This is a genomic window from Shewanella sp. A32 (assembly GCF_029167175.1).
GTDB classification, from domain to species: domain Bacteria; phylum Pseudomonadota; class Gammaproteobacteria; order Enterobacterales; family Shewanellaceae; genus Shewanella; species Shewanella yunxiaonensis.
In genome coordinates, this window is record NZ_JARFTS010000012.1 from 50,661 (window position 1) to 70,113 (window position 19,453).

At 48.1% G+C, this 19,453-nt stretch carries 18 protein-coding genes; 11 read left to right on the top strand and 7 right to left on the bottom strand.

All coding sequences use genetic code 11. The features are described from left to right. The first annotated feature begins 7 nt into the window (after window positions 1-7). From PY479_RS10600 to PY479_RS10620, 5 genes are all read left to right on the top strand, one after another. A complete protein-coding gene (locus tag PY479_RS10600) occupies window positions 8-1,027 on the top strand; it encodes an ArsJ-associated glyceraldehyde-3-phosphate dehydrogenase (protein WP_212595287.1) in 1,020 nt (339 codons plus the stop codon). Next, the gene (gene arsJ / locus PY479_RS10605; RefSeq protein ID WP_275483741.1) at window positions 1,027-2,238 is read left to right on the top strand and encodes an organoarsenical effux MFS transporter ArsJ; all 1,212 of its coding nucleotides are present in this window, start codon (window positions 1,027-1,029) and stop codon (window positions 2,236-2,238) included. Before PY479_RS10600 ends, arsJ begins: the two co-directional genes overlap by 1 nt. 75 nt (window positions 2,239-2,313) lie before the next feature. Beyond that, a complete protein-coding gene (locus PY479_RS10610; RefSeq protein ID WP_275483742.1) occupies window positions 2,314-3,747 on the top strand; it encodes an MBL fold metallo-hydrolase in 1,434 nt (477 codons plus the stop codon). A 141-nt stretch (window positions 3,748-3,888) separates the two neighbouring features. After that, a complete protein-coding gene (locus PY479_RS10615; protein ID WP_275483743.1) occupies window positions 3,889-4,833 on the top strand; it encodes a DMT family transporter in 945 nt (314 codons plus the stop codon). A 159-nt stretch (window positions 4,834-4,992) separates the two neighbouring features. Further along, window positions 4,993-6,366, top strand: a complete 1,374-nt coding sequence (locus PY479_RS10620; RefSeq protein ID WP_212595290.1) for a sodium:alanine symporter family protein — start codon at window positions 4,993-4,995, stop codon at window positions 6,364-6,366. A 70-nt stretch (window positions 6,367-6,436) separates the two neighbouring features. Here the strand turns inward: PY479_RS10620 and PY479_RS10625 are convergent, their stop codons facing one another. After that, window positions 6,437-8,242 carry a M4 family metallopeptidase gene (locus tag PY479_RS10625; protein WP_275483744.1) on the bottom strand — a complete coding sequence of 602 codons (1,806 nt, stop codon included), beginning with the start codon at window positions 8,240-8,242 and terminating at the stop codon, window positions 6,437-6,439. A 400-nt stretch (window positions 8,243-8,642) separates the two neighbouring features. Here PY479_RS10625 and PY479_RS10630 point away from each other — a divergent pair, with 400 nt between their 5' ends. Then, window positions 8,643-9,611, top strand: a complete 969-nt coding sequence (locus tag PY479_RS10630; RefSeq protein ID WP_275483769.1) for a PDC sensor domain-containing protein — start codon at window positions 8,643-8,645, stop codon at window positions 9,609-9,611. Between the two features lie 12 nt (window positions 9,612-9,623). On the opposite strand, the gene PY479_RS10635 is transcribed toward PY479_RS10630, so the two are convergent. Next, window positions 9,624-9,806 carry a hypothetical protein gene (locus PY479_RS10635; RefSeq protein ID WP_212595292.1) on the bottom strand — a complete coding sequence of 61 codons (183 nt, stop codon included), beginning with the start codon at window positions 9,804-9,806 and terminating at the stop codon, window positions 9,624-9,626. A gap of 294 nt (window positions 9,807-10,100) precedes the next feature. On the opposite strand from PY479_RS10635, the gene PY479_RS10640 reads away from it, so the two are divergent. The 3 genes from PY479_RS10640 to PY479_RS10650 are packed head-to-tail and all read left to right on the top strand — an operon-like array spanning window position 10,101 to window position 14,411. Next, entirely contained in the window at window positions 10,101-12,239 is a 2,139-nt protein-coding gene (locus tag PY479_RS10640) for a CHASE domain-containing protein (RefSeq protein ID WP_275483745.1), read from the top strand. After that, a complete protein-coding gene (locus PY479_RS10645; protein WP_212596487.1) occupies window positions 12,236-12,697 on the top strand; it encodes a response regulator in 462 nt (153 codons plus the stop codon). Before PY479_RS10640 ends, PY479_RS10645 begins: the two co-directional genes overlap by 4 nt. After that, entirely contained in the window at window positions 12,678-14,411 is a 1,734-nt protein-coding gene (locus PY479_RS10650; RefSeq protein ID WP_275483746.1) for a GGDEF domain-containing response regulator, read from the top strand. Before PY479_RS10645 ends, PY479_RS10650 begins: the two co-directional genes overlap by 20 nt. Before the next feature lie 186 nt (window positions 14,412-14,597). Here the strand turns inward: PY479_RS10650 and PY479_RS10655 are convergent, their stop codons facing one another. From PY479_RS10655 to PY479_RS10665, 3 genes are all read right to left on the bottom strand, one after another. Continuing rightward, complete coding sequence (locus PY479_RS10655; protein WP_212595294.1) at window positions 14,598-15,296, bottom strand: TorF family putative porin; 699 nt, start codon at window positions 15,294-15,296, stop codon at window positions 14,598-14,600. Window positions 15,297-15,574: 278 nt separating this feature from the next. Beyond that, window positions 15,575-15,847 carry an HU family DNA-binding protein gene (locus tag PY479_RS10660; protein WP_212595295.1) on the bottom strand — a complete coding sequence of 91 codons (273 nt, stop codon included), beginning with the start codon at window positions 15,845-15,847 and terminating at the stop codon, window positions 15,575-15,577. A 198-nt stretch (window positions 15,848-16,045) separates the two neighbouring features. Continuing rightward, on the bottom strand, window positions 16,046-16,351 hold the full coding sequence (locus PY479_RS10665) for a hypothetical protein (protein ID WP_212595296.1): 306 nt from the start codon (window positions 16,349-16,351) through the stop codon (window positions 16,046-16,048). A gap of 197 nt (window positions 16,352-16,548) precedes the next feature. Here PY479_RS10665 and PY479_RS10670 point away from each other — a divergent pair, with 197 nt between their 5' ends. After that, window positions 16,549-17,097 carry a DUF3016 domain-containing protein gene (locus tag PY479_RS10670; RefSeq protein WP_275483748.1) on the top strand — a complete coding sequence of 183 codons (549 nt, stop codon included), beginning with the start codon at window positions 16,549-16,551 and terminating at the stop codon, window positions 17,095-17,097. 230 nt (window positions 17,098-17,327) lie between these two features. Here the strand turns inward: PY479_RS10670 and PY479_RS10675 are convergent, their stop codons facing one another. Next, on the bottom strand, window positions 17,328-17,642 hold the full coding sequence (locus PY479_RS10675; RefSeq protein ID WP_275483750.1) for a prephenate dehydrogenase: 315 nt from the start codon (window positions 17,640-17,642) through the stop codon (window positions 17,328-17,330). Window positions 17,643-17,686: 44 nt separating this feature from the next. Between PY479_RS10675 and PY479_RS10680 the strand changes: the two genes are divergently transcribed. Continuing rightward, a complete protein-coding gene (locus tag PY479_RS10680) occupies window positions 17,687-18,565 on the top strand; it encodes a TraB/GumN family protein (protein ID WP_275483751.1) in 879 nt (292 codons plus the stop codon). Here the strand turns inward: PY479_RS10680 and PY479_RS10685 are convergent, their stop codons facing one another. After that, the gene (locus tag PY479_RS10685; RefSeq protein WP_275483770.1) at window positions 18,566-19,333 is read right to left on the bottom strand and encodes a methyltransferase domain-containing protein; all 768 of its coding nucleotides are present in this window, start codon (window positions 19,331-19,333) and stop codon (window positions 18,566-18,568) included. Window positions 19,334-19,453 lie beyond the last annotated feature (120 nt).

Here is a 19,453-nt window from a genome sequence, read left to right on the forward strand (position 1 = left end):
ATATCCGATGACGATCCGTGTAGGAATTAATGGCTTTGGCCGAATTGGACGACTGGTATTGCGAGCCGCCTGGGAATGGCCTGAGTTGGAGTTTGTGCAGATAAACGATCCCGCTGGCAGTGCGGCTACGTTGGCACATCTGCTGGAGTTTGATTCTGTGCACGGTCGCTGGCGGCGGCAGATTGGTGTCAATGGCGAGCAGATACAGATCGATGGTAAAACCATTGCTGTTACCGCCAACAAGGCCATTGCCGATACCGATTGGTCCGGCTGTGATGTCGTGATTGAAGCTTCGGGTAAAATGCGCAGCAAGGCGCTACTGCAAGCTTACCTGCAACAAGGGGTAAAGCGGGTAGTGGTCACCGCACCGGTAAAAGAGGACGGGGTGCTCAATGTCGTGATGGGGGTAAACCAGCAGCTGTTTGATCCTGCCCTGCATACCATCGTCACCGCGGCTTCCTGTACCACCAACTGTCTGGCACCGGTCGTTAAAGTGATCCACGAGAAGCTGGGGATCCGTCATGGTTCAATGACAACTATCCACGATTTGACTAACACGCAGACCATTCTTGATGCGCCGCACAAGGATCTGCGTCGTGCCCGTGCTTGCGGTGAGAGTTTGATCCCGACCACCACGGGTAGCGCCACCGCGATCACCCATATCTTTCCGGAACTCAAGGGGAAACTTAACGGCCATGCCGTAAGAGTGCCTTTAGCCAATGCTTCGCTGACCGATTGCGTGTTTGAACTACAACGGCCAACCACGGAAGCCGAGGTCAATCAGCTGCTGCGCGCAGCGGCTGAAGGGGAACTTAAAGGTATTCTCGGTTATGAAGAGCGGCCTTTGGTGTCAGTCGATTATCGCACCGATCCACGCTCCAGCATCATCGATGCTTTGTCCACTATGGTGATCAACGGTACTCAACTGAAGTTGTACTGTTGGTATGACAATGAATGGGGCTATGCCAACCGTACCGCCGAACTGGCGTTATTGGTAGGGCGGGCTGACAGTGGAGCTGCCGATTAATGACTGTTGTGAGTCCGGCGCTGCGACAGTATTTGATCATCACCGGTAATTATTGGGCGTTTACCCTTACCGATGGCGCACTGCGCATGCTGGTAGTGCTGTATTTCAATGACTTGGGGTACAGCGCCCTGTCCATTGCCATGCTGTTTCTGTTTTACGAGTTTTTTGGGGTAGTGACCAATCTGGTCGGCGGCTGGCTCGGCGCCCGCATTGGCCTCAATCGCACCATGAATATCGGCCTCGGCGTCCAGATCATTTCACTGGCGATGTTACTGGTGCCTGCTGCCTGGTTGACTGTACCTTGGGTGATGCTGGCACAGGCCATGTCAGGCATTGCCAAAGATCTCAATAAAATGAGTGCCAAGAGTGCGGTAAAAACACTAGTGTCTGGCGCAGATGCTCAAGGCCGGCTTTATCGTTATGTGGCGCTGTTGACTGGCTCGAAGAACACGCTCAAGGGCGTAGGCTTTTTTCTCGGCGGCGCACTGCTGACGTTGCTGGGTTTTGAAGGTGCCGTGATGGTGATGACGCTGGCGCTGCTGGTTGTCTGGCAGATGTCGCTGATCTTATTGCGGCAGGATTTGGGCAAGGCGAAGAACAAGCCAAAATTTCGCGATATTTTTTCAAAAAGTCGCCCGGTGAATATCCTGTCTGCGGCACGCTTGTGTTTATTTGCGTCCCGTGATGTGTGGTTTGTGGTGGCGGTGCCGGTTTATCTCAGTAGTTATCTGGGTTGGGATAACTGGCTAGTCGGCTCTTTTCTGGCGAGCTGGGTCATCGCTTATGGCATCGTACAGGCGTTGGCTCCGATGCTGACGGGAGCCGTGAAAGGCTCGGCCGAAAACATTCCAGGCCGTACTGCGGCGGTGGGCTGGGTGGCATTGTTGATGGCGTTACCCGCGATGATTGCGCTGACGTTGCAATCCGGCGGCGACCCTCACTGGTGGTTACTCGGGGGCTTGTGGCTATTCGGTGCGGTGTTTGCGGTGAACTCCTCGCTGCACAGTTTTCTGATTGTGCATTACGCCAGTGAAGATGGCGTGTCGCTGGATGTCGGCTTCTACTACATGGCGAATGCGGCCGGGCGTTTGCTGGGTACCGTGCTTTCCGGTTTGTTGTATCAGCAATATGGGTTGAATGCGTGTTTGTGGTTCAGCAGTGGTCTGTTATTGCTGACATTTATCATCTCGTTTGCGTTACCGGAAAAGTAAAAAGTCGGCATAAAACAGGCATTTTGCCGCAATTGGGCTTAGGATTAACACAGGAGCACTGGCGGAGATTGTGTTATGACCATGACGCTGCAATGCCTGGGAGCTACCGGCGAAGTTACCGGTTCCTGCCACCTGGTGGAACTGAATGGCGTGCAACTACTGCTGGATTGCGGTTTGATCCAAGGCGGGAAAAAAGATGAATTGCGTAATCATGAGCCATTCTCTTTTAACCCGAAAACCCTTGGTGCGGTGTTGCTCAGCCATGCCCACATCGATCACTCTGGTCGTTTACCCTTGTTGATGAAGCGAGGGTACGACGGTCCCATTTATACCCATAAAGCCACCGCAGAACTCTGCGCCTTCATGTTGCGAGATGCCGCATCGCTGCAGCAGCGGAAAGTTGAACATGACAATGAAAAGCGTGAAAAGGATGATTTGCCTGTATTGGAGCCGCTATATACCGAAGCGGATGTCGAAGCTGTCATGCAGCATTTTGTGCCACTGGAATATGATGTGTCATTTGAGCCCATCCCAGGGGTGAAAGTGTGTTATCGCGATGCCGGGCATATCCTTGGCTCAGCGATGCTGGAACTGTGGCTGAATGATGGGAAGCAACAGAAAAAAATTGTGTTCAGTGGCGATCTTGGCCGTGCTGGCATGCCACTATTACAGGACCCAAGCCTGATAGATGAGGCTGATTTAGTGCTAATGGAAAGCACTTATGGCGATCGTTGTCACCGTAGTTGGGAAGATACGCTCGAAGAGCTGAAAGCCATTTTTGCTAAAGCCATCAGTGAGAGTCATGGCAATATTTTAATTCCAGCGTTTTCCGTCGGGCGCTCGCAAGAGCTGTTGTATCTGTTTCACCTCTATGCCAAAGAATGGGATTTGGGCCGCTGGCAAATCTGTCTCGACAGCCCGATGGCTATCGAAGCAACCAAAGTGTATGTGCGTAATTACCCGTTAATGGATGATGATTTTCGGCGATTAGTGCAACTTCAACCCGGTAACCACCCACTGCTGAGCAACGTGCAGTTTGTGCAAAGCACTGAAGAATCGATGGCATTGAATGAAATTCATCGAGGGCTGATCATCATCGCCGGTAGTGGCATGTGCAATGGCGGACGTATTCGCAGTCATCTGGCACACAATCTGTTCCGGCCAGAATGCGACATTATTATCTGTGGCTTCCAGGCACTTGGTACGCCTGGTCGGTTGCTGGTAGACGGTGCTACGGAACTGACGGTGCATGGCAACACGGTGCCAGTAAATGCCCTGATCCACACCGTTGGTGGTCTGTCGGCTCATGCCGATCAGCAGGAATTGCTCGGTTGGTATCGGCATTTTAAACAGACGCCACCAGTGATATTGGTGCATGGTGAACCCCAGGCCCAGGAAACCTTCCAGCAGGTATTGCGCCAGGCGGATCCTTCGCCGCAGGTTGTGATCGCCAACATGGGGGATAAAGTGGATCTCAGTGCGCTGCCGACACTGACCTGGTTGAGCTGAATTTTTACACTGAAAACATTTACTCCCTAGACAATAGCGCTTGGCGTGATGCCATTGCTTTGGCAAAATATGGCCGTCCGGCACTGTCGCTGTTCGCGAATCCCTCCCTGCAGTTGTGCCTAAGTTGTTCCGGAGTTTCCCTTGTCTGCCAGTGCTGCCCGTCTAGGGTTGATATTTATGTCCACCACGGTCATTTTCTGGGGGGTAATGCCTATCGCCCTGAAATTGTCTGCGGAGTTTATTGATCCTGTCACTTTGACCTGGTTCCGCTTTGGCGTCGCTTTTGTGGTGACATTATTGCAACAGTGGTGGATGGGCGGACTTGCCGAATTTACTCGGTTACGACGCCGCGACTGGGTCAAATTGGGGCTGGCGGCATTGCTGCTGATAGGCAATTATGTCACCTTTGTGCTGGCGCTTAAGTATCTGGCGCCAGGGACAGTACAACTGAATTTCCAGACTTCTTCATTTTTCCTGGCATTAGGTGGCGTACTGTTTTTCGGTGAGCGTTTCTCTCGGATACAGTTACTCTGTTTCTCCGCGCTTGCTGTTGGCATGCTGTTGTTCTTTAATCCGTTTTTGGCAGGTGCCAGCGGTGGCGGAAAAGTGCTGCTGGGGGTGGCTATCGTGCAGCTTTCGGTGATTAGCTGGGTAAGCTATGCCTTACTACAGAAATCCCTTGGTCAGCGTTTGTCTCCGGTGAATGTGTTGCTCTTTATCTACGGTTTTTCTGTGCCGGTGTTATTGCCGTTCGCGCATCTGCAGCCGTTTATGGTAATGAGCAGCGATCAGTGGTGGATTGCCATTTTCTGTGCTGTCAGCACCTTAGTGGCATATGGCTGCTTTGGTCAGGCAATGAAATACTGGCCCGCTGCGCAAGTCGGGGCGTTAATGACGCTGACGCCGGTGCTGAGTTTTCTGGCAACTGATTTAGTCGTGCAACTTGGCTGGTGGCAGAACAGCTTTGCGTCTTCACACCTCAATTTGTTGTCGAAGATGGGCGTAGTGTTGATTGTGATGTCGGTGATGTTGGTGCAGCTGTTGCCCCACTGGCAACAACGCCAATCACGCTGTCCGCAAAACTAGCAGATTCAAATATCGCCTTACAGAACACTCGCGGTGTTATTGACTATTTCCAATTGTAAACCATTCGTTGTAACCTGAGGCTTCATTGTGCCTGAAGATGAACAATAAGATTCATCGAGCGCATAACGTCTATAAAAATAACAATGAAATGAGGTTTGGATGGAAGTTATAGTCTCTATAGTTAATCAAGTTAACTCCCTGGTATGGGGCGTTCCCATGCTGGTCATGATCCTCGGTGTAGGTTTGTACCTGTCACTTGGTCTGAAACTCATGCAGCTGACCAAATTAGGTCGCGGTTTCAGATTGCTCTGGTCCGGTCGTATTCCTGAAAAGGACGAAGATGTTAAAGGCCAGATTAGTCCATTTAATGCGCTGATGACGTCACTGTCTGCGACTATTGGTACGGGTAATATCGCCGGGGTCGCTACGGCGATTGCTGTCGGTGGCCCAGGGGCGCTGTTCTGGATGTGGTGTACCGCGCTGGTCGGTATGGCAACCAAATTCTCTGAGGCTGTACTCGCCGTTAAATATCGTGAAGAAGATGAACACGGTAACCACATTGGTGGTCCGATGTATTACATCAAAAATGGTCTGGGCAGTAAGTGGACCTGGCTTGGCACCTTATTCGCATTTTTTGGCGCCTTCGCAGGATTTGGTATTGGTAATACCGTGCAGGCCAACTCAGTAGCTGATGCCTTGTCGGCGAACTTTGGTGTTGCCCCTTGGCTTACTGGTATCGTCATGATGATTCTGGTCGGCGCAGTATTAATGGGTGGCATCAAGCGTATTGCGGATGTTGCCGGTAAATTAGTACCGCTGATGACCGTTTTCTACATCGTATGTGGTTTAGCAGTGCTGATTGTTTATATTGATGACATTCCAGCCGCGTTTATGTTAGTCGTTAAAAGTGCCTTTACGCCTACTGCCGCACAAGGTGGTTTTGCTGGTGCTGCCGTATGGGCGGCGATCCGTTATGGTGTCGCTCGTGGTGTTTTTTCTAACGAAGCTGGTCTTGGTAGTGCCCCAATCGCTCACGCAGCCGCACAGACCAATAATCCCGTCACGCAAGGATTAGTGGCAATGCTGGGTACCTTTATTGATACCATCGTTGTTTGTTCTATTACGGGCTTGTCGATTGTGGTCTCTGGGGCCTGGAGTTCTGGTGAAAATGGTGCGGCATTAACCTCTTACGCATTTAGTCACGCCTTTCCAATCGGGAACTATGTGGTGGCGATCGCCCTGGCAATTTTTGCGTTTACCACCATTCTTGGCTGGAGTTTTTACAGCGAAAAATGTGTGCAGTTTTTGTTTGGTGTGAAAGCGATAAAGCCTTTCCGGTTAATTTTTACCTTGGTGGTTCCTATTGGCGCTATCGCTAAACTGGATTTTATCTGGTTGTTGGCGGATACCCTGAATGCGATGATGGCATTACCTAACTTGATTGCCTTGTTACTCTTGAGTCCGGTGGTGTTCCGCCTGACCAGAGAGTACTTTAAAAAGCAGAAGGCATTGGCTGCGGCTAGAGCACAATAATGGACGGGACAGCGTGTCCAATGAAAAAGGGCAGCTTAGGCTGCCCTTTTTGATGCTGATGGCGCTGAGATTAGTATGAGCCAGTCAGGGTTACGCCGGAATATGCGGCATAGCCTTTCAACATAATGTAGAAGGTGCCAGCACTTGGGCGTCTGAAGGTACAGCTTTCATTATTACCACTGCGGTATGGTCGGCAGTCGTAACTGCTGGTGGTGGGTTCACTGCCATACTTCACGTAAAGATCCACATCGCCGGTACCGCCACTGGTTGCAATCGTGAGGGTTTTGACACCGGCAGGAACTGCAAAGGTCCATTTCTGTTCAGAACCACTCGCGCCGGAAATATCGGTCACAGGTTGCCCTTTGATCAGCTCTCCGGTGGTTGCAGGTGGTGGGGGAGTTGTGGCGGCGCAGCTAGCATCAACATCAACGCCGGTGAACGCGGTTTCTACATCGCTGACGCTGTAGCCCAAATCGGTAGCTGCCTGTGCCACACCACATGCTGCATCATCAAAGCCAGAATCGGCATTCCAATATAGCTGGTTCGCTTTTACAAAAACCTCAAAAGCCTTTTGGGTATCCCAGCCGGAGGTGGTGGCTAACAGGTAAAACGCGCGGTTAAACACCCCAGAGCTGTAATGCACGTCCAGTCCATCATAATAATCATTAGCGCTGTCGATGGAGGTTCCATCACGACTTGGCTGATCCATGTAGCGTAATGCGCCAGTGCCTTTGAAAATCTCTGCACCTACCATCCAGTCATTACCGCCTTTCATATAAAATTCGGCGGCTTCACCGGCCATATCGGAGAAGGCTTCGTTAATACCGCCGCTTTCGCCAGAATAGGTCAGGTTGGAGTTCTGCTCAGTAAAGCCGTGGGAGACTTCATGTGCAGACACGTCGAGGCTGACCAGTGGATAGAAGGTCGTAGCGCCGTCACCGAAAGTCATCCCGGTACCATCCCAGAATGCATTTTCATAGTTACGGCCATAATGCACCCGCATCTGCAGTTTAAAGGTCAATGGTGAGGTATTGAACCAGTCGGAATACATATCAAAGATCACACCACCAAAATAGTGCGCATCGTTTTCGGCGGAGTAGGCGCCATTGATATAATTTTCCGGATTGTCTGGACAAGTAAACTGCACTACGGTGCCACTGCCGCTAGTGCGGTTGTTCATGTTCAGCGTGGTGACGTTAGTGTTATCCATCTGGCAGCTATCGTTAACAACCAGATAGCCATAGTCTGTACCGTAAAAGTATTCTCCGGTTTTCTCATTACCACCAGGACCGGTTGCCTGTTGTGCAAACGTCAGTTGCTGCCATTGTTTCAGCACGGCACCACTTTTCGCATCAATAACGGTCATCGGGCGACTGGGTGTTGGCGCAGCCACAAATACATCAACCAGGTAAGCCAAGTGGGCTTGTTGTGTGTCGTCCAACCAGATATACAATTTGGCAGTGTTGCGTTCCGCAGTATCAAGATGGTTCGCTTTAAGTGCCAGTGCAATGGCCTGTTGGTCATTGAATGCGGGTGTTACATCGGTCACCTCTGCGTCCAACCCTTTGACATACTTCCCAGAGAAATTGGAGTAAACCCCCATAGGGCTGACATCTGCCGCCATGGAGACTCCAAAAACCTCAATGCCTTTGTAGAACTGGCGGATTCTTGATTTTGTTAACTTGCCGACGGCTACCTGACTGCCTTTAAAACTTTGGCTATCAGATAGTCCCAGTGCTTTACCCGGGGTAGCCGAGGGTGCCAGTGATTTCGCTTTAGCTGAGCCTGGTGCCACGTGAATTACCGACGCAGCAAATGCCACGGGGGATAACATGCTGGCAGCGATCAATGCTGCCGATAGAGCTTTTATCTTCATTGGAAAGGATCCTTCCTCAGGGTCATAGTTATTCAGTTTTTACAACTGAATGTAATGAATAATTAATATAAAGTTAAAAATCAATTAAAAAATAGTATATTTTTTGTTTAATTTAAAATTGAGGTAGCTACAGTGTGTAAAACGTCAAAATAATATTTTTTGTCAAAATAACAACATGTTGAATGTTTTCCGCCGCGCATGCCGATCTGTTAAATGTTAAATTAACGTTAAGAATATAGAGGGTGGAATCTAATCACTCCTGCTTACTTTTGGTGCGCCTGCTTAACATTGTGTCAAATAAATGAGAATAATTATTTTTAATGTATTGATTTAAATGATTTTTATTATTGGCATTAAAGCTGCTTAATGTTTATGAGGTTTGGGTTGCAAGGACCAGATGATGGCAAGCATGAGCTACCTCAGTGTGATAGAGCGTTACCATGAATATGAGCCGCTGGTACATGAACTGTTGGAATCGATACTGACAGGAATGTCCGATACTCAGTTGTTTGAAGACACTGGCAAAGCCATCAAGATTTTCAGTGAGGTGGCGGCACGTTATCCGTTTGTAGAACTGATGTACTTGCTCGATAAAGCCGGGCGCCAGATCAGTCCTAATCTGGCATTGGTCAACCAACAAGTGAAGTTATTGTCGGTTGGCGAGAGCCCAGATCGTAGTCAACGTCCTTACTATCTGAATGTCAGAGACAAAACCGGCGTTCAAATTACTCAGCCATATTTATCAAATGCTTCTGGTTTATTGTGCCTCTCTGCATCGCTGGCACTGACATTGTCCTCCGGACAAAAGGGCTATGTGGTGGTTGATATCAATCTGACACGGTTGATTGAATTCATGATGGGTGACAGTACCAGACGTAAGGTCACCCCATTATTCAAAGCAGTTTATGCACTCTTGGTGCTGGGGCTATTTATTATCGTAGCGGTGTTAATGTTAATTGCTGCCCGAGATATCTGGCACTTATTGACGTTAGAGGCTGATTTACAACATGATTCACTTAAACCATTCGGTATCATCATTTTCATCACCCTGGCGTTGGCAGTCTTCGATTTGGGCAAAACCATTCTTGAAGAAGAGGTGCTGATGCATAAAGATATTTTCCGTCATAGCTCGACACGCCGGACGATCACGCGCTTTGTCTCCACCATCTTGATTGCGATCTCAATCGAAGCATTGCTCACTATGTTTAAAGCATCGTTAGGTGAAGTGCAGTATATTCAGGGGGCGATTATGATGATGCTGGCGGTTGTGGGCTTGCTGATTGCTCTGGGGCTGTATGTGTACCTAGGTGCTAAAGCAGAGATGCTGCTGACTCAGCAAAATCACAATTTGAAAGGAAAACAGGGCTGATGCCCTGTTTTGTTAAAATTCTTCGTCGTCATCCAGCCCTAGCGCTTTGCGCAACTGCATTCGTTCCAGATAATCCTCAAGACGGCGTTTCACTTCGCGCCGGTGCTTAAGCACTCTTTCTGCCTGACGGTTTTTAGGGACGGTCATTGCTTCGATTTCTGCATCGTCGGGCACTACATCAACTATATGGGCCATAAAGAACTCCTGTATGACTGATATATGTGAGATTTCTAGCCAAAAATCATGCGGCTGCAAAGCAAAAAAATTTCATCGGTACAGCAAAAGATTTTTATTGCTCTCTGGCAATCACTGTTTTCCTTTTGATGCTAATTTAGCAATGCGATGAATACTAAAGTGCGATCGTGCCAGCAATTTGTGAATCTACTGCCATTGGCCGGTGAACGTCAGTTCTCAACTGTGTGAAATCTTGATTTTTTTTAGTTAACTACCAGACTTGATCTGTTGCTCCCTAAAGGATGATAGCTGCGCATGGTAAAGGATTACGCAATTACGGATCCCCAAAAATTGGAACAGGAATTTCCGGAGTTCTCTATTCCACTGTCGGTATGGCTGGTGATGGCTTTTGCGTTGGTGTTCATTCTGATCGGCGGCTACCTGTTTAATTTTTATATTGAACAACGTGGACAGGAACGCTTTGAGTTTCAAACCCGGCTATTAAAAAATGCCATCAGCGAGCGTATGCGCACCTATGAGCAGGTGTTACGGGGCGGGCTAGGGCTATTTATGTCTTCGAGTAATGGTGTCACCCGTGAGGAATGGCACCATTACGTGCTTAATGCTCGTCTTAATGAGTTTTATCCTGGTATTCAAGGGTTGGGGTACAGTCAATTCATTACACAGGGCGAAATTCAGGGGATAGAAGCTGCCGCGCATACAGAAGGGGTGTCCGATTATGAGGTCTATCCCTCTGGCGCGCGACCACGCTACCTCGTCATTATCTATCTGGAGCCGTTTGATTGGCGTAATCGCCGCGCTTTAGGTTACGACATGTATGCTGAGCCGGTGAGGCGTAACGCTATCGATCGTGCCATAGCGACCGGCGAACCCTCCATTTCCGGAAAAATTACCCTAGTGCAGGAAACGGGTCAGGATCAGCAATCCGGATTTGTCATGTACCTGCCATTATATCAAGTAGCAGACAATGGCCAGCGTATCGCGCAGGGAATGATCTATGCGCCATTTCGAATGAATAATCTGATGGATGGCATTGCCGGCGACCATTTCTCTGCATTGCAATTAGAGATTTACGACGGGTTTCCAAATGATGACAGTTCGCTGATGTTTCACAGTCGGCAACGACCAACAGAGGTTTTCTATCACAGTGAAGTTCCGTTAGATATTGGCGGTCATCAGTGGACATTGGTGACACGTAGCAGTAGTAGTTTTATCTCTTCCACGGAATCGCTTCAACGTGCGTTGTTAATAGCTTTTGGCGGTGTGTTTTGGGTATTGCTGTTTTATTTCCTATTGCATAACAGCAAAGCCCGCTTCAAGGAAATGCAGTTTTCGCGCGAGTTGTTGGCAAACGAAGAGCGCTTCCGTCTAGTGATAGAAGCTTCACCTTCCGCGTTGATAATAGTCAATCAAGAAGGCTTCATTACCTTGGTTAATGCCCATGCAGAACAGCTATTCAAGTATTCGCGCGAAGAAATGTTAGGGCAAAGCATCAATATGCTGTTACCAGAAGCGCAACGAGGTCAGCATAGTTACTACATGGCGGAGTATTTTCAACAGCCTATCGCCAAGAACATGTCGCGCCGGGATGACCTTTACGGGCAGAGTAGTGATGGTGGATTAATTGCGGTTGAAATCGGCCTGACTCCCATCATGTTCAGTGATGGTGCCGCAGTGTTAGCCACTATCAATGACATTTCCATCAGGAAACAAGCTGAGCTCGAAAAATCGCGCCATACCGCAGAATTAGAGCGAATAAATAAGGAGCTGGACAGTTTTGCTTATATCGCTTCTCACGATCTCAAATCACCCCTTAGAGGAATTGAGCAGCTCTCTGACTGGCTGACAGAGGATTTGGCTGACAATGCCAGTGATTCAGTTCAGAAATACTTGCAGTTGATCCGCAGTCGGGTGCAGCGAATGGAGTTGTTGCTTGAGGGGTTGTTAGCATTCTCACGCGTAGGCAGAAAAGATGTGCAGCTAGCTGCGACCGATACGGCTAAATTGGTGCAGGAAGTGTTTTCTTTGGTGAATTTGCAACCGGATTTTCACTTGGAGATGACGACAAGTATGCCGGACATTGTCACTGCCAGAGTGCCGCTTGAGCTAATTTTCCGCAATCTGTTTAGCAATGCTATTAAGCATCACGATAAACACCAAGGTGTGATCAAGGTAAGTTGCGAAGAACGTGAACAGCAGTTTTGCTTTTGCGTAGAAGATGATGGCCCGGGAATTTTGCCAGAGTTTCACGATAAGGCTTTTGCAATTTTTCAGACATTACGTCCTCGGGATGAGGTGGAAGGGAGTGGATTAGGCCTATCTCTAGTGAAGAAGTGCGTAGAGGGCGTTGGTGGCCGAGTCTGGCTCAAATCCGAGGGGCGCGGGTGCCGATTTTACTTTACCTGGCCCAAGGTGATGAAGGCGCACCAATGACCACTTTGCCATATAAAGACGTTTCTATCCTGCTAATTGATGACGACGATATTGATCATATGGCGGTGGCGCGGGCGATGACGCAATTGCGCTTACTCAATCCATTAGTCCGCGCACGGGATGGTGTCGAAGCGCTTGAGTTGCTGCGCCAGCAACGAGTGAAGTGTCCTTACCTGATTTTGCTGGATCTCAATATGCCACGAATGAATGGCATAGAGTTTCTTGAAGAATTGCGTCATGAGAAGGGGCTGTCGCAGTCAGTGGTTTTTGTGCTGACCACCTCAGCGGCAGATGAAGATAAGGTCGCGGCATATGAACATCATGTGGCCGGCTACATGGTAAAACACCACATTAAAGATGAGTTTTTAAGTATTTTCAATATGTTGGAAAATTATTGGCGGATTGTGGTATTGCCATGTGAGACGGGAGGTGATGACTATGGACCTGTTGCTGATTGATGACGATGAAATCGACAGAACTGCCATTGTCAGAGCGCTCGCTGGTTCAGATACCCACTTCAGTGTTGTTGAAGCTAACTGCGCCCGAGAGGGTTTAGCCTGCGTTCGTCAACAACGCTTTGACGGCATCCTTCTGGACTATCGGTTACCAGATGCTGATGGCTTGGCGCTGTTACACAATCTGCATGCCGCCGTAAGCGATACCACGGCAGTTGTGATGATTTCCCGCTATGAGGATGAAAATCTCGCTGACCGTTGTATCGAGATGGGCGCTCAGGACTTCTTGTTGAAAGATGAGGTAAACACCCGAAGGTTAACTCGTGCCATTCGTCTAGCGAAACAACGTGCCAGCATGAGCCGAGCACTGCAAAGAACCCATGAGCGTTTGCGTGATCTGGCTGAACATGACTCTTTGACCGAATTGCTCAATCGTTACGGATTTGAGATTAGTCTGAGTCAACAGTTGGCCAATGCCCGTACCCGCAATACTGAACTCGCGTTAATCTTGTTAGATCTGGACGATTTCAAAGAAGTTAATGATACCCACGGGCATCAGATGGGGGATCGTTTATTAGTCCAAGTAGCCGAGCGGTTACAGCAGATGGTCCCTGCGCAATATCAATTGGCTCGAATTGGCGGTGACGAGTTTGTGGTGTTGTTATCCGGTATCGAAGTGTTACACGGTGCAGCGCAATTGGCGAATGAGCTGTTAGACGTTTTGCGTCCGGTGTTTTATATCGATAAACAACCGTTATTTATTGGGGCATGTGCCGGTATCGCCAGTTATGGCGATAAAGCTTCCGACAGTTATCAACTGCTTAAGTGTGCCGATATTGCACTTCATAAAGCCAAACAATTGGGCCGCAGCCAACTGCAATTTTATTCAGAAGCATTAGATGCCGCTGTTCGCCAACGTCACTATATCGCAACCGGCTTACGGTCAGCGCTGGAGCAACAGCAGTTTCAATTATTTTATCAGGGGAAATTTAATGCTGGCAGTGGTGAACTGGAAGGCATGGAAGCGCTGATACGCTGGCAACATCCGCAGGATGGCCTGATAGCTCCGGATTGCTTTTTACCTGTCGCCGAAGCACTAGGGATGATGGATGCTATTTGTGAATGGGTATTGCTAACGGCTTGCAAGCAAACACAGCAGTGGCAACAACTTTTGCAGGGGACTGCGCGCAAGCTGACCGTTGCCGTGAATTTATCGGCCTCACAAAATCTGCGCGATAAGTTATTAGCGCAGGTGCAGTACGCGATCGCTGAGAGTGGGTTAGCGCCAGCGTTATTGGAGTTGGAGATTACTGAAAACGCGTTGATTGAAGAACCTGCAAAACTCGCAAAAGTACTGGAACAGGTTGCGGCAATGGGGGTGACATTGTCGCTGGATGATTTCGGTACTGGCTTTTCATCATTGGAGCATATTAAAGACTTTCCGATCAATATCCTGAAAATTGATAAAAGTTTTGTTTGTGGTATTGAGCAAGATGAGCGCTCCAGACGGTTGTTGGCGGCATTGATTAACTTTGCTAACGGCTTTGATGTGATGTCGGTGGCTGAAGGTGTGGAAACTGAAGCTCAGGCCAATTTTTGCCGAGATCATGGCTGTTATCTGTTACAGGGTTATATCTACTGCAAACCGATGCCAGCCGCAGCATTTTATCAACAGCATATCGAACCTCTGTTGAAGGCCGAGTCCGTTGATCACTAGGCGACAATCTCTTTTACTGGCGATATAGAACAAAACCCGCCATCCGCATAGCGGATGACGGGTCAAGATTCAGGCACGGCTGAAAGTCTATCAAAGATCATAAAAGTGGCCTTCCTGGCAGCACCTTGATCTCATTAAATTGTTATTATTATTTATCGTCGTTTTTATTTTAATTCATTGAAAATATTAGAATTCAAATTCGTAAGTATAACCCAGTACGAATTTGACATCGTCGCCTGGCAGATCGGTATCTGCTAATTTGAAGGACACGGCGCCGATACTGGTATCTTTGGTGACAGATACGTTGTATTCAGAGTAGTTATCTACACCATACCAGCTGGTGATAACGTCACCGGTAGAGTAAGCGTAATAAGCGCCCAGTGTAATACTGTCAGCCAGAGGGTAGCTGGCAGCAACGTGGTAGTAAGTGTAATCTTTGTCATCCAGGCCATCGGCAGCAACATCGCTACCAGCGGTAACGAATTTAGCCACACCGAATTCCAACCATTTCCAGGTCAGTGAGCCGTAGAGTTCACCAAAATCGATGGAACCGGAAGCGTCTGGATATCCGTAGTACAGATAACCAACATCGTAGCTCCAGTCATCATTGATGGAATTTGAGAAGCCGCCATAGATGTCCATCTCGTAAGTGGTGTCGCCATCATCACCAAAGTCGACGTTAGAACCCCAAGTACCGATGTAAAAACCAGACTCGTGAGCGTAATCAATGCCACCCTGTACGGCTGCACCATTAGCAGTCTGAGTAACACCACGCCACAAATAGTTTGAGGTAGCACCGATATTTCCGGTTACGGTTGCCTGACTCATTGGTGCGATTAACATTAGACCAGCTAGTGTTCCCAACGACAGCAGTGTTTTTTTCATTCTCATCCCCTTTTCCCTTTTTTAAAGTTGCCGGAGATCCGGAAATTGGCCGGAACGTCGGCTTTTCATTTTGTTGAGTAAATCCGTGGAGTGTAGAGCTAAAGCCGTGCCAAAAGTAAATCTTTATTTTTTACATAAACTTAACGAATTCATGCCGTATATACGAACAATTGTGTGCATCAATTTGGCACCATATGCACAGAATTGGTGCAGTATGATTGATGGCTAACCTAATAAAAACGCCTCATAAAGAGGCGTTTTTATTGGCAAACTGAATTTCAGTTCACGCTGTCTTTTAATGCTTTGCCAGCTTTGAATTTAGGCACAGTGGCTTCAGCAATTTGAATTTCCTGACCTGTCAGAGGATTACGACCTGTTCTGGCAGCGCGAGTTGATGTTTCAAAAGAGCCAAACCCCACAATAGATACTTTATCACCGGCTTTGAGTGCTTCTGTTACTGCAGATTCTAAGGACTTAAGTGCCAGAGTGGCTTCAGCTTTTGTAAGTTCAGCTTTCTCTGCCATGTTGGCAATGAGTTCAGTTTTATTCATTTTTATACTCTCTTCTCTTTTCTTTCCGTAGATATTGTTATAGCCATGTTAACTTGCCACAAGGCGCAGGCTAATGAAAGTGAATTTTCCATTTTTGCTGTGGACGTCTTGTAACTGCGTCACTTCGCTTGGTTTAACTAATATGAATGGTGCCAGCGGTCGTTAGGAAACATGCTGTCTTTATCTTAAGCGCCGCCATCAGTGATTGCGCATCTCTTCGCACACATATCCCTGGCGTCGAGAATCAAAGCGACAACCACCTCCACATTCCCAAGGCGAATTTTCATATTTCGCTGATTGAGTTGTCGCGTATTCCCGACATTGTTGATAGCTCGTAAATCCTTCCTTTTTGAGATAGTTAGCTGAACCAAAACCGTGGTGATAGACAAATGCGGTCCAGGTGTCGGGGATCGTTTCCTGGGAATTTTGGTTAATCCAGAAAATTGCACTGGCAAATGCAGCAAAGAGCGCAATGGTCAAAATAATCGGTGCGGATAGTTTCACAGAAGCTTCTCCAGATAAGTATACGCAAGGAACGCTGTAAAAAATGATAAAGTTTACTTAATCTTGGAACTAGGGGTTAAATGTAATATCCAATCTTTTGGAATAAGTTTTGAGTAATTCGTAACATCAGAGGGTCACCGGGTTCTCGTTAGATCGACGATCTGCGGCGATCTCCTGCTGCCGACAAGGAGGCAAACATGAAAATTGGCTATCTGTTATTTGCAGGCATGCTCGGTGTTATGAGTACCGGTTGTGCTGTCGCAACAGAAGAAGCGGCTGACGCGGCTGCGGCGAACCCGATAACGACTGTTGGAAAAGTTAAAATTGAATGGCAGAACCCGGATAAGTATCGCGATATACGCACGGCTTCAGAACTGCAGAAACGGTTTCAACAACGAATGTTTGAAAGTTTGACTAAGGCACTTGATCAGGCTTCAAGCAAAGTTATGAAAGATAAAGAAAAGCTTGAGTTAGTGGTGACTGATGTCGATTTGGCCGGGGATTTACGTCCGACCTTTGGTAAAGCCGCCGTCAGTGAAATTCGTGTTGTCAAAGATATCTATCCACCACAAATTAACTTCACTTACCGGGTGCTGGATGGTGATCAGGTGATTATGGTGGGATCTGAGAAATTGCATGATCTTATGTTTATGAATCGTATCTACGCCAACGATAATACGACCTTCAGATATGAAGAAGGTATGCTCAAAGACTGGTTTAATAAAACCGTCGCTCCCAAATTGTAATTGCCTCGGGCAAACCGCAATTCATCTCTGTAACAGGCAAAATTCATCAAAAGATGAGTTTTGCCTGTTTCTTTGCTAGTACACCAACACTCGTCTGTGATTATGCCGGATTAGCGCAAATATTCGCTCAAAGGCTCGGATAACCGTCATTGCACCGGGCGCGGTTACTTTTAGCATTTCAGTGAAAAACAGTGGCACTTGGCGAACGGCTTCAAAAATGGCCTAAGTAATTACTGACGACGCTGTTCCTTAAACAAGGACAATGTTTGCAATAAAATGGCGAGTTGCTTGACCACATGTTCCAGATCGTCCTGAGACGGTGCTTTGTCCTCTTCCAGTTCTGCCACCGCTTCAGCCAATTCCTGTACATAGGGTAAAAAACGCGTACTGGAGGTGCTAAATCCCTGTTCATCAGTGAAAATCTGGGCAAATTTTGCATGCCCTTGTTGTTGCAGCTGATCAAGACCGTTATCAGCATCTACTGCCTGCCGGTAAGCGAGCTGCAAGTTGGTCTTCAGTTGCGCTATGACCTTGGTATATGGCATAACGGATCCCTTTAGTAAATTTATGGGAATTATAAGGAACCCCAATGGTGTCAACAAGCCGCTGGATAGGATTGCTATGGGGTTTTGCCCTATTTTTGAACACAGCGTATGCCGCTGCACCGCCTTTGACGCCATTATTTTACCAAGTGGAGTTACAGGGAAAGACGGCTTGGATTCTGGGTTCTTTTCATGTGGGGAAGGCCAACTTTTACCCGCTGCCACCACCGATAATGCGCGCCTTTCAGCAATCCTCTGCGTTGGTACTTGAGGCTGATGTTCGTGATCCCAAAATCTCTCAATGGGTTGCGCAATATGGGATGCAACCTGCTGAGGCTGATGCCCCGACCCGCAAGCTATTGGATGCATACTGTCAGCCATTAGGGATCTGTCAGCAGCTTGCGCAGTTTTCACCTTGGCTACAATCAATTCAAATCAGTATGTTGCGTTTTACTCAAATGGGGTTGTCGCCCCAATTTGGTGTTGAGCAGCAACTATTGACTCTTAATGGTGCGCGGCCGTTGTTGGAATTAGAGAGTACTCGCAGCCAACTGGCGATGTTGTCTAGTTTTGATATGGATATTCAGTGGGCAATGGTCAGAGACAGTATTGAAGCTCCGGATACGGATATTCAGGCTTTGGTAGATGCCTGGCGCCGTGGTGATGAAGCCACCATTGCTAAATTAATGCGCCAACAGCTGGAAACCGAAGGTGGAGACCAGATGCTGGACAAAATGCTCTGGCAGCGTAATCGCCAGATGGCTGAGCGTTTGCAGCAACTGTTAGCACAGCAATCGCAGCCACTGTTTGTGGCCGTTGGTAGCGGTCATCTTGCCGGAGATCGCAGCTTGCTGCAGTATCTGCGACAGGTAGGCGCTAACATACGTAATTGCTGGCAGCAACCATGCGATATTAGTGCAAACTAATCAGTGTTTGTGGCCGATAAAATGGATATAACGTCCTAACGACAGATAAGGTTCACGCCGGGAGTATTCGAGTTCAATATCGATCAACTGGCGTTCATCATAGTTATCAGGCATCCGTTTGTTCATATAGTCGTGAATGACACGCACACCGGATGCGCACCGTAACGTCAATGACCACTCATCGAACCATTGCCGGACCGTCGGGATTTCCAGCGGATGTTCTGGGCTCAGACGATTTTTCTTTTTGGATTTAAGGCCGTTGCGCACATAGTCAAAATTACCGGCGGTGAGTGCATGGAAGCGCATCGCTTCCTTGTTGTAAAACATCAGCGAGAACAAACCGCTGGGTTGCAACAGCGTCAGCAATTGTTGCAAGGTATCCTTGGCGTCCGCTAGCCATTCAGCGACAGCATGACAGAGAATGAGATCAAACTGGCCCAGCTCTTCCGCTTTCAACTCTTGAATGGGCGCGTGAACCAGTGAAATATCCACAGCGGATGGCTCTGCATCAATCAATTGCTGTGCTTGCTGTAACATCGCTTCTGAGATATCACATAGCACTACCTGATGACCCAGCTGTGCGAGCTTCAAACTGAAATAACCAAAGCCGCCGCCAGCATCCAGAATACGCAGGGGCTTTTGGCCCAATAATGGTAGTTGCTCCTGCAAATCACGCCAAAGCACTGCCATCCGGATATCACCTTTGGTGGTGCCGTAAATGTTATGGGCAAATTTTTGCGCCAGTTTATCGAAGTTCTTGTCCTGCACGACGGAATAACTTAGGGTGTGGAAAGTGCATAGTGTCTCATACTCAAAGATCATTGGCACTGGTTACCGTTGCTGAACGTGAATTCGTACTAAGACCTGAAGCAAAGTATGGTTATAATA

Excerpts from the sequence above, each read along its gene's own strand:
- PY479_RS10600 (WP_212595287.1), top strand. The coding sequence starts at position 8 with ATGACGATCCGTGTAGGAATTAATGGCTTTGGCCGAATTGGACGACTG.
- arsJ (WP_275483741.1), top strand. The coding sequence starts at position 1,027 with ATGACTGTTGTGAGTCCGGCGCTGCGACAGTATTTGATCATCACCGGT.
- PY479_RS10610 (WP_275483742.1), top strand. The coding sequence starts at position 2,314 with ATGACCATGACGCTGCAATGCCTGGGAGCTACCGGCGAAGTTACCGGT.
- PY479_RS10620 (WP_212595290.1), top strand. The coding sequence starts at position 4,993 with ATGGAAGTTATAGTCTCTATAGTTAATCAAGTTAACTCCCTGGTATGG.
- PY479_RS10625 (WP_275483744.1), bottom strand. The coding sequence starts at position 8,242 with ATGAAGATAAAAGCTCTATCGGCAGCATTGATCGCTGCCAGCATGTTA.
- PY479_RS10630 (WP_275483769.1), top strand. The coding sequence starts at position 8,643 with ATGGCAAGCATGAGCTACCTCAGTGTGATAGAGCGTTACCATGAATAT.
- PY479_RS10635 (WP_212595292.1), bottom strand. The coding sequence starts at position 9,806 with ATGGCCCATATAGTTGATGTAGTGCCCGACGATGCAGAAATCGAAGCA.
- PY479_RS10640 (WP_275483745.1), top strand. The coding sequence starts at position 10,101 with ATGGTAAAGGATTACGCAATTACGGATCCCCAAAAATTGGAACAGGAA.
- PY479_RS10645 (WP_212596487.1), top strand. The coding sequence starts at position 12,236 with ATGACCACTTTGCCATATAAAGACGTTTCTATCCTGCTAATTGATGAC.
- PY479_RS10650 (WP_275483746.1), top strand. The coding sequence starts at position 12,678 with ATGGACCTGTTGCTGATTGATGACGATGAAATCGACAGAACTGCCATT.
- PY479_RS10655 (WP_212595294.1), bottom strand. The coding sequence starts at position 15,296 with ATGAAAAAAACACTGCTGTCGTTGGGAACACTAGCTGGTCTAATGTTA.
- PY479_RS10660 (WP_212595295.1), bottom strand. The coding sequence starts at position 15,847 with ATGAATAAAACTGAACTCATTGCCAACATGGCAGAGAAAGCTGAACTT.
- PY479_RS10670 (WP_275483748.1), top strand. The coding sequence starts at position 16,549 with ATGAAAATTGGCTATCTGTTATTTGCAGGCATGCTCGGTGTTATGAGT.
- PY479_RS10675 (WP_275483750.1), bottom strand. The coding sequence starts at position 17,642 with ATGCCATATACCAAGGTCATAGCGCAACTGAAGACCAACTTGCAGCTC.
- PY479_RS10680 (WP_275483751.1), top strand. The coding sequence starts at position 17,687 with ATGGTGTCAACAAGCCGCTGGATAGGATTGCTATGGGGTTTTGCCCTA.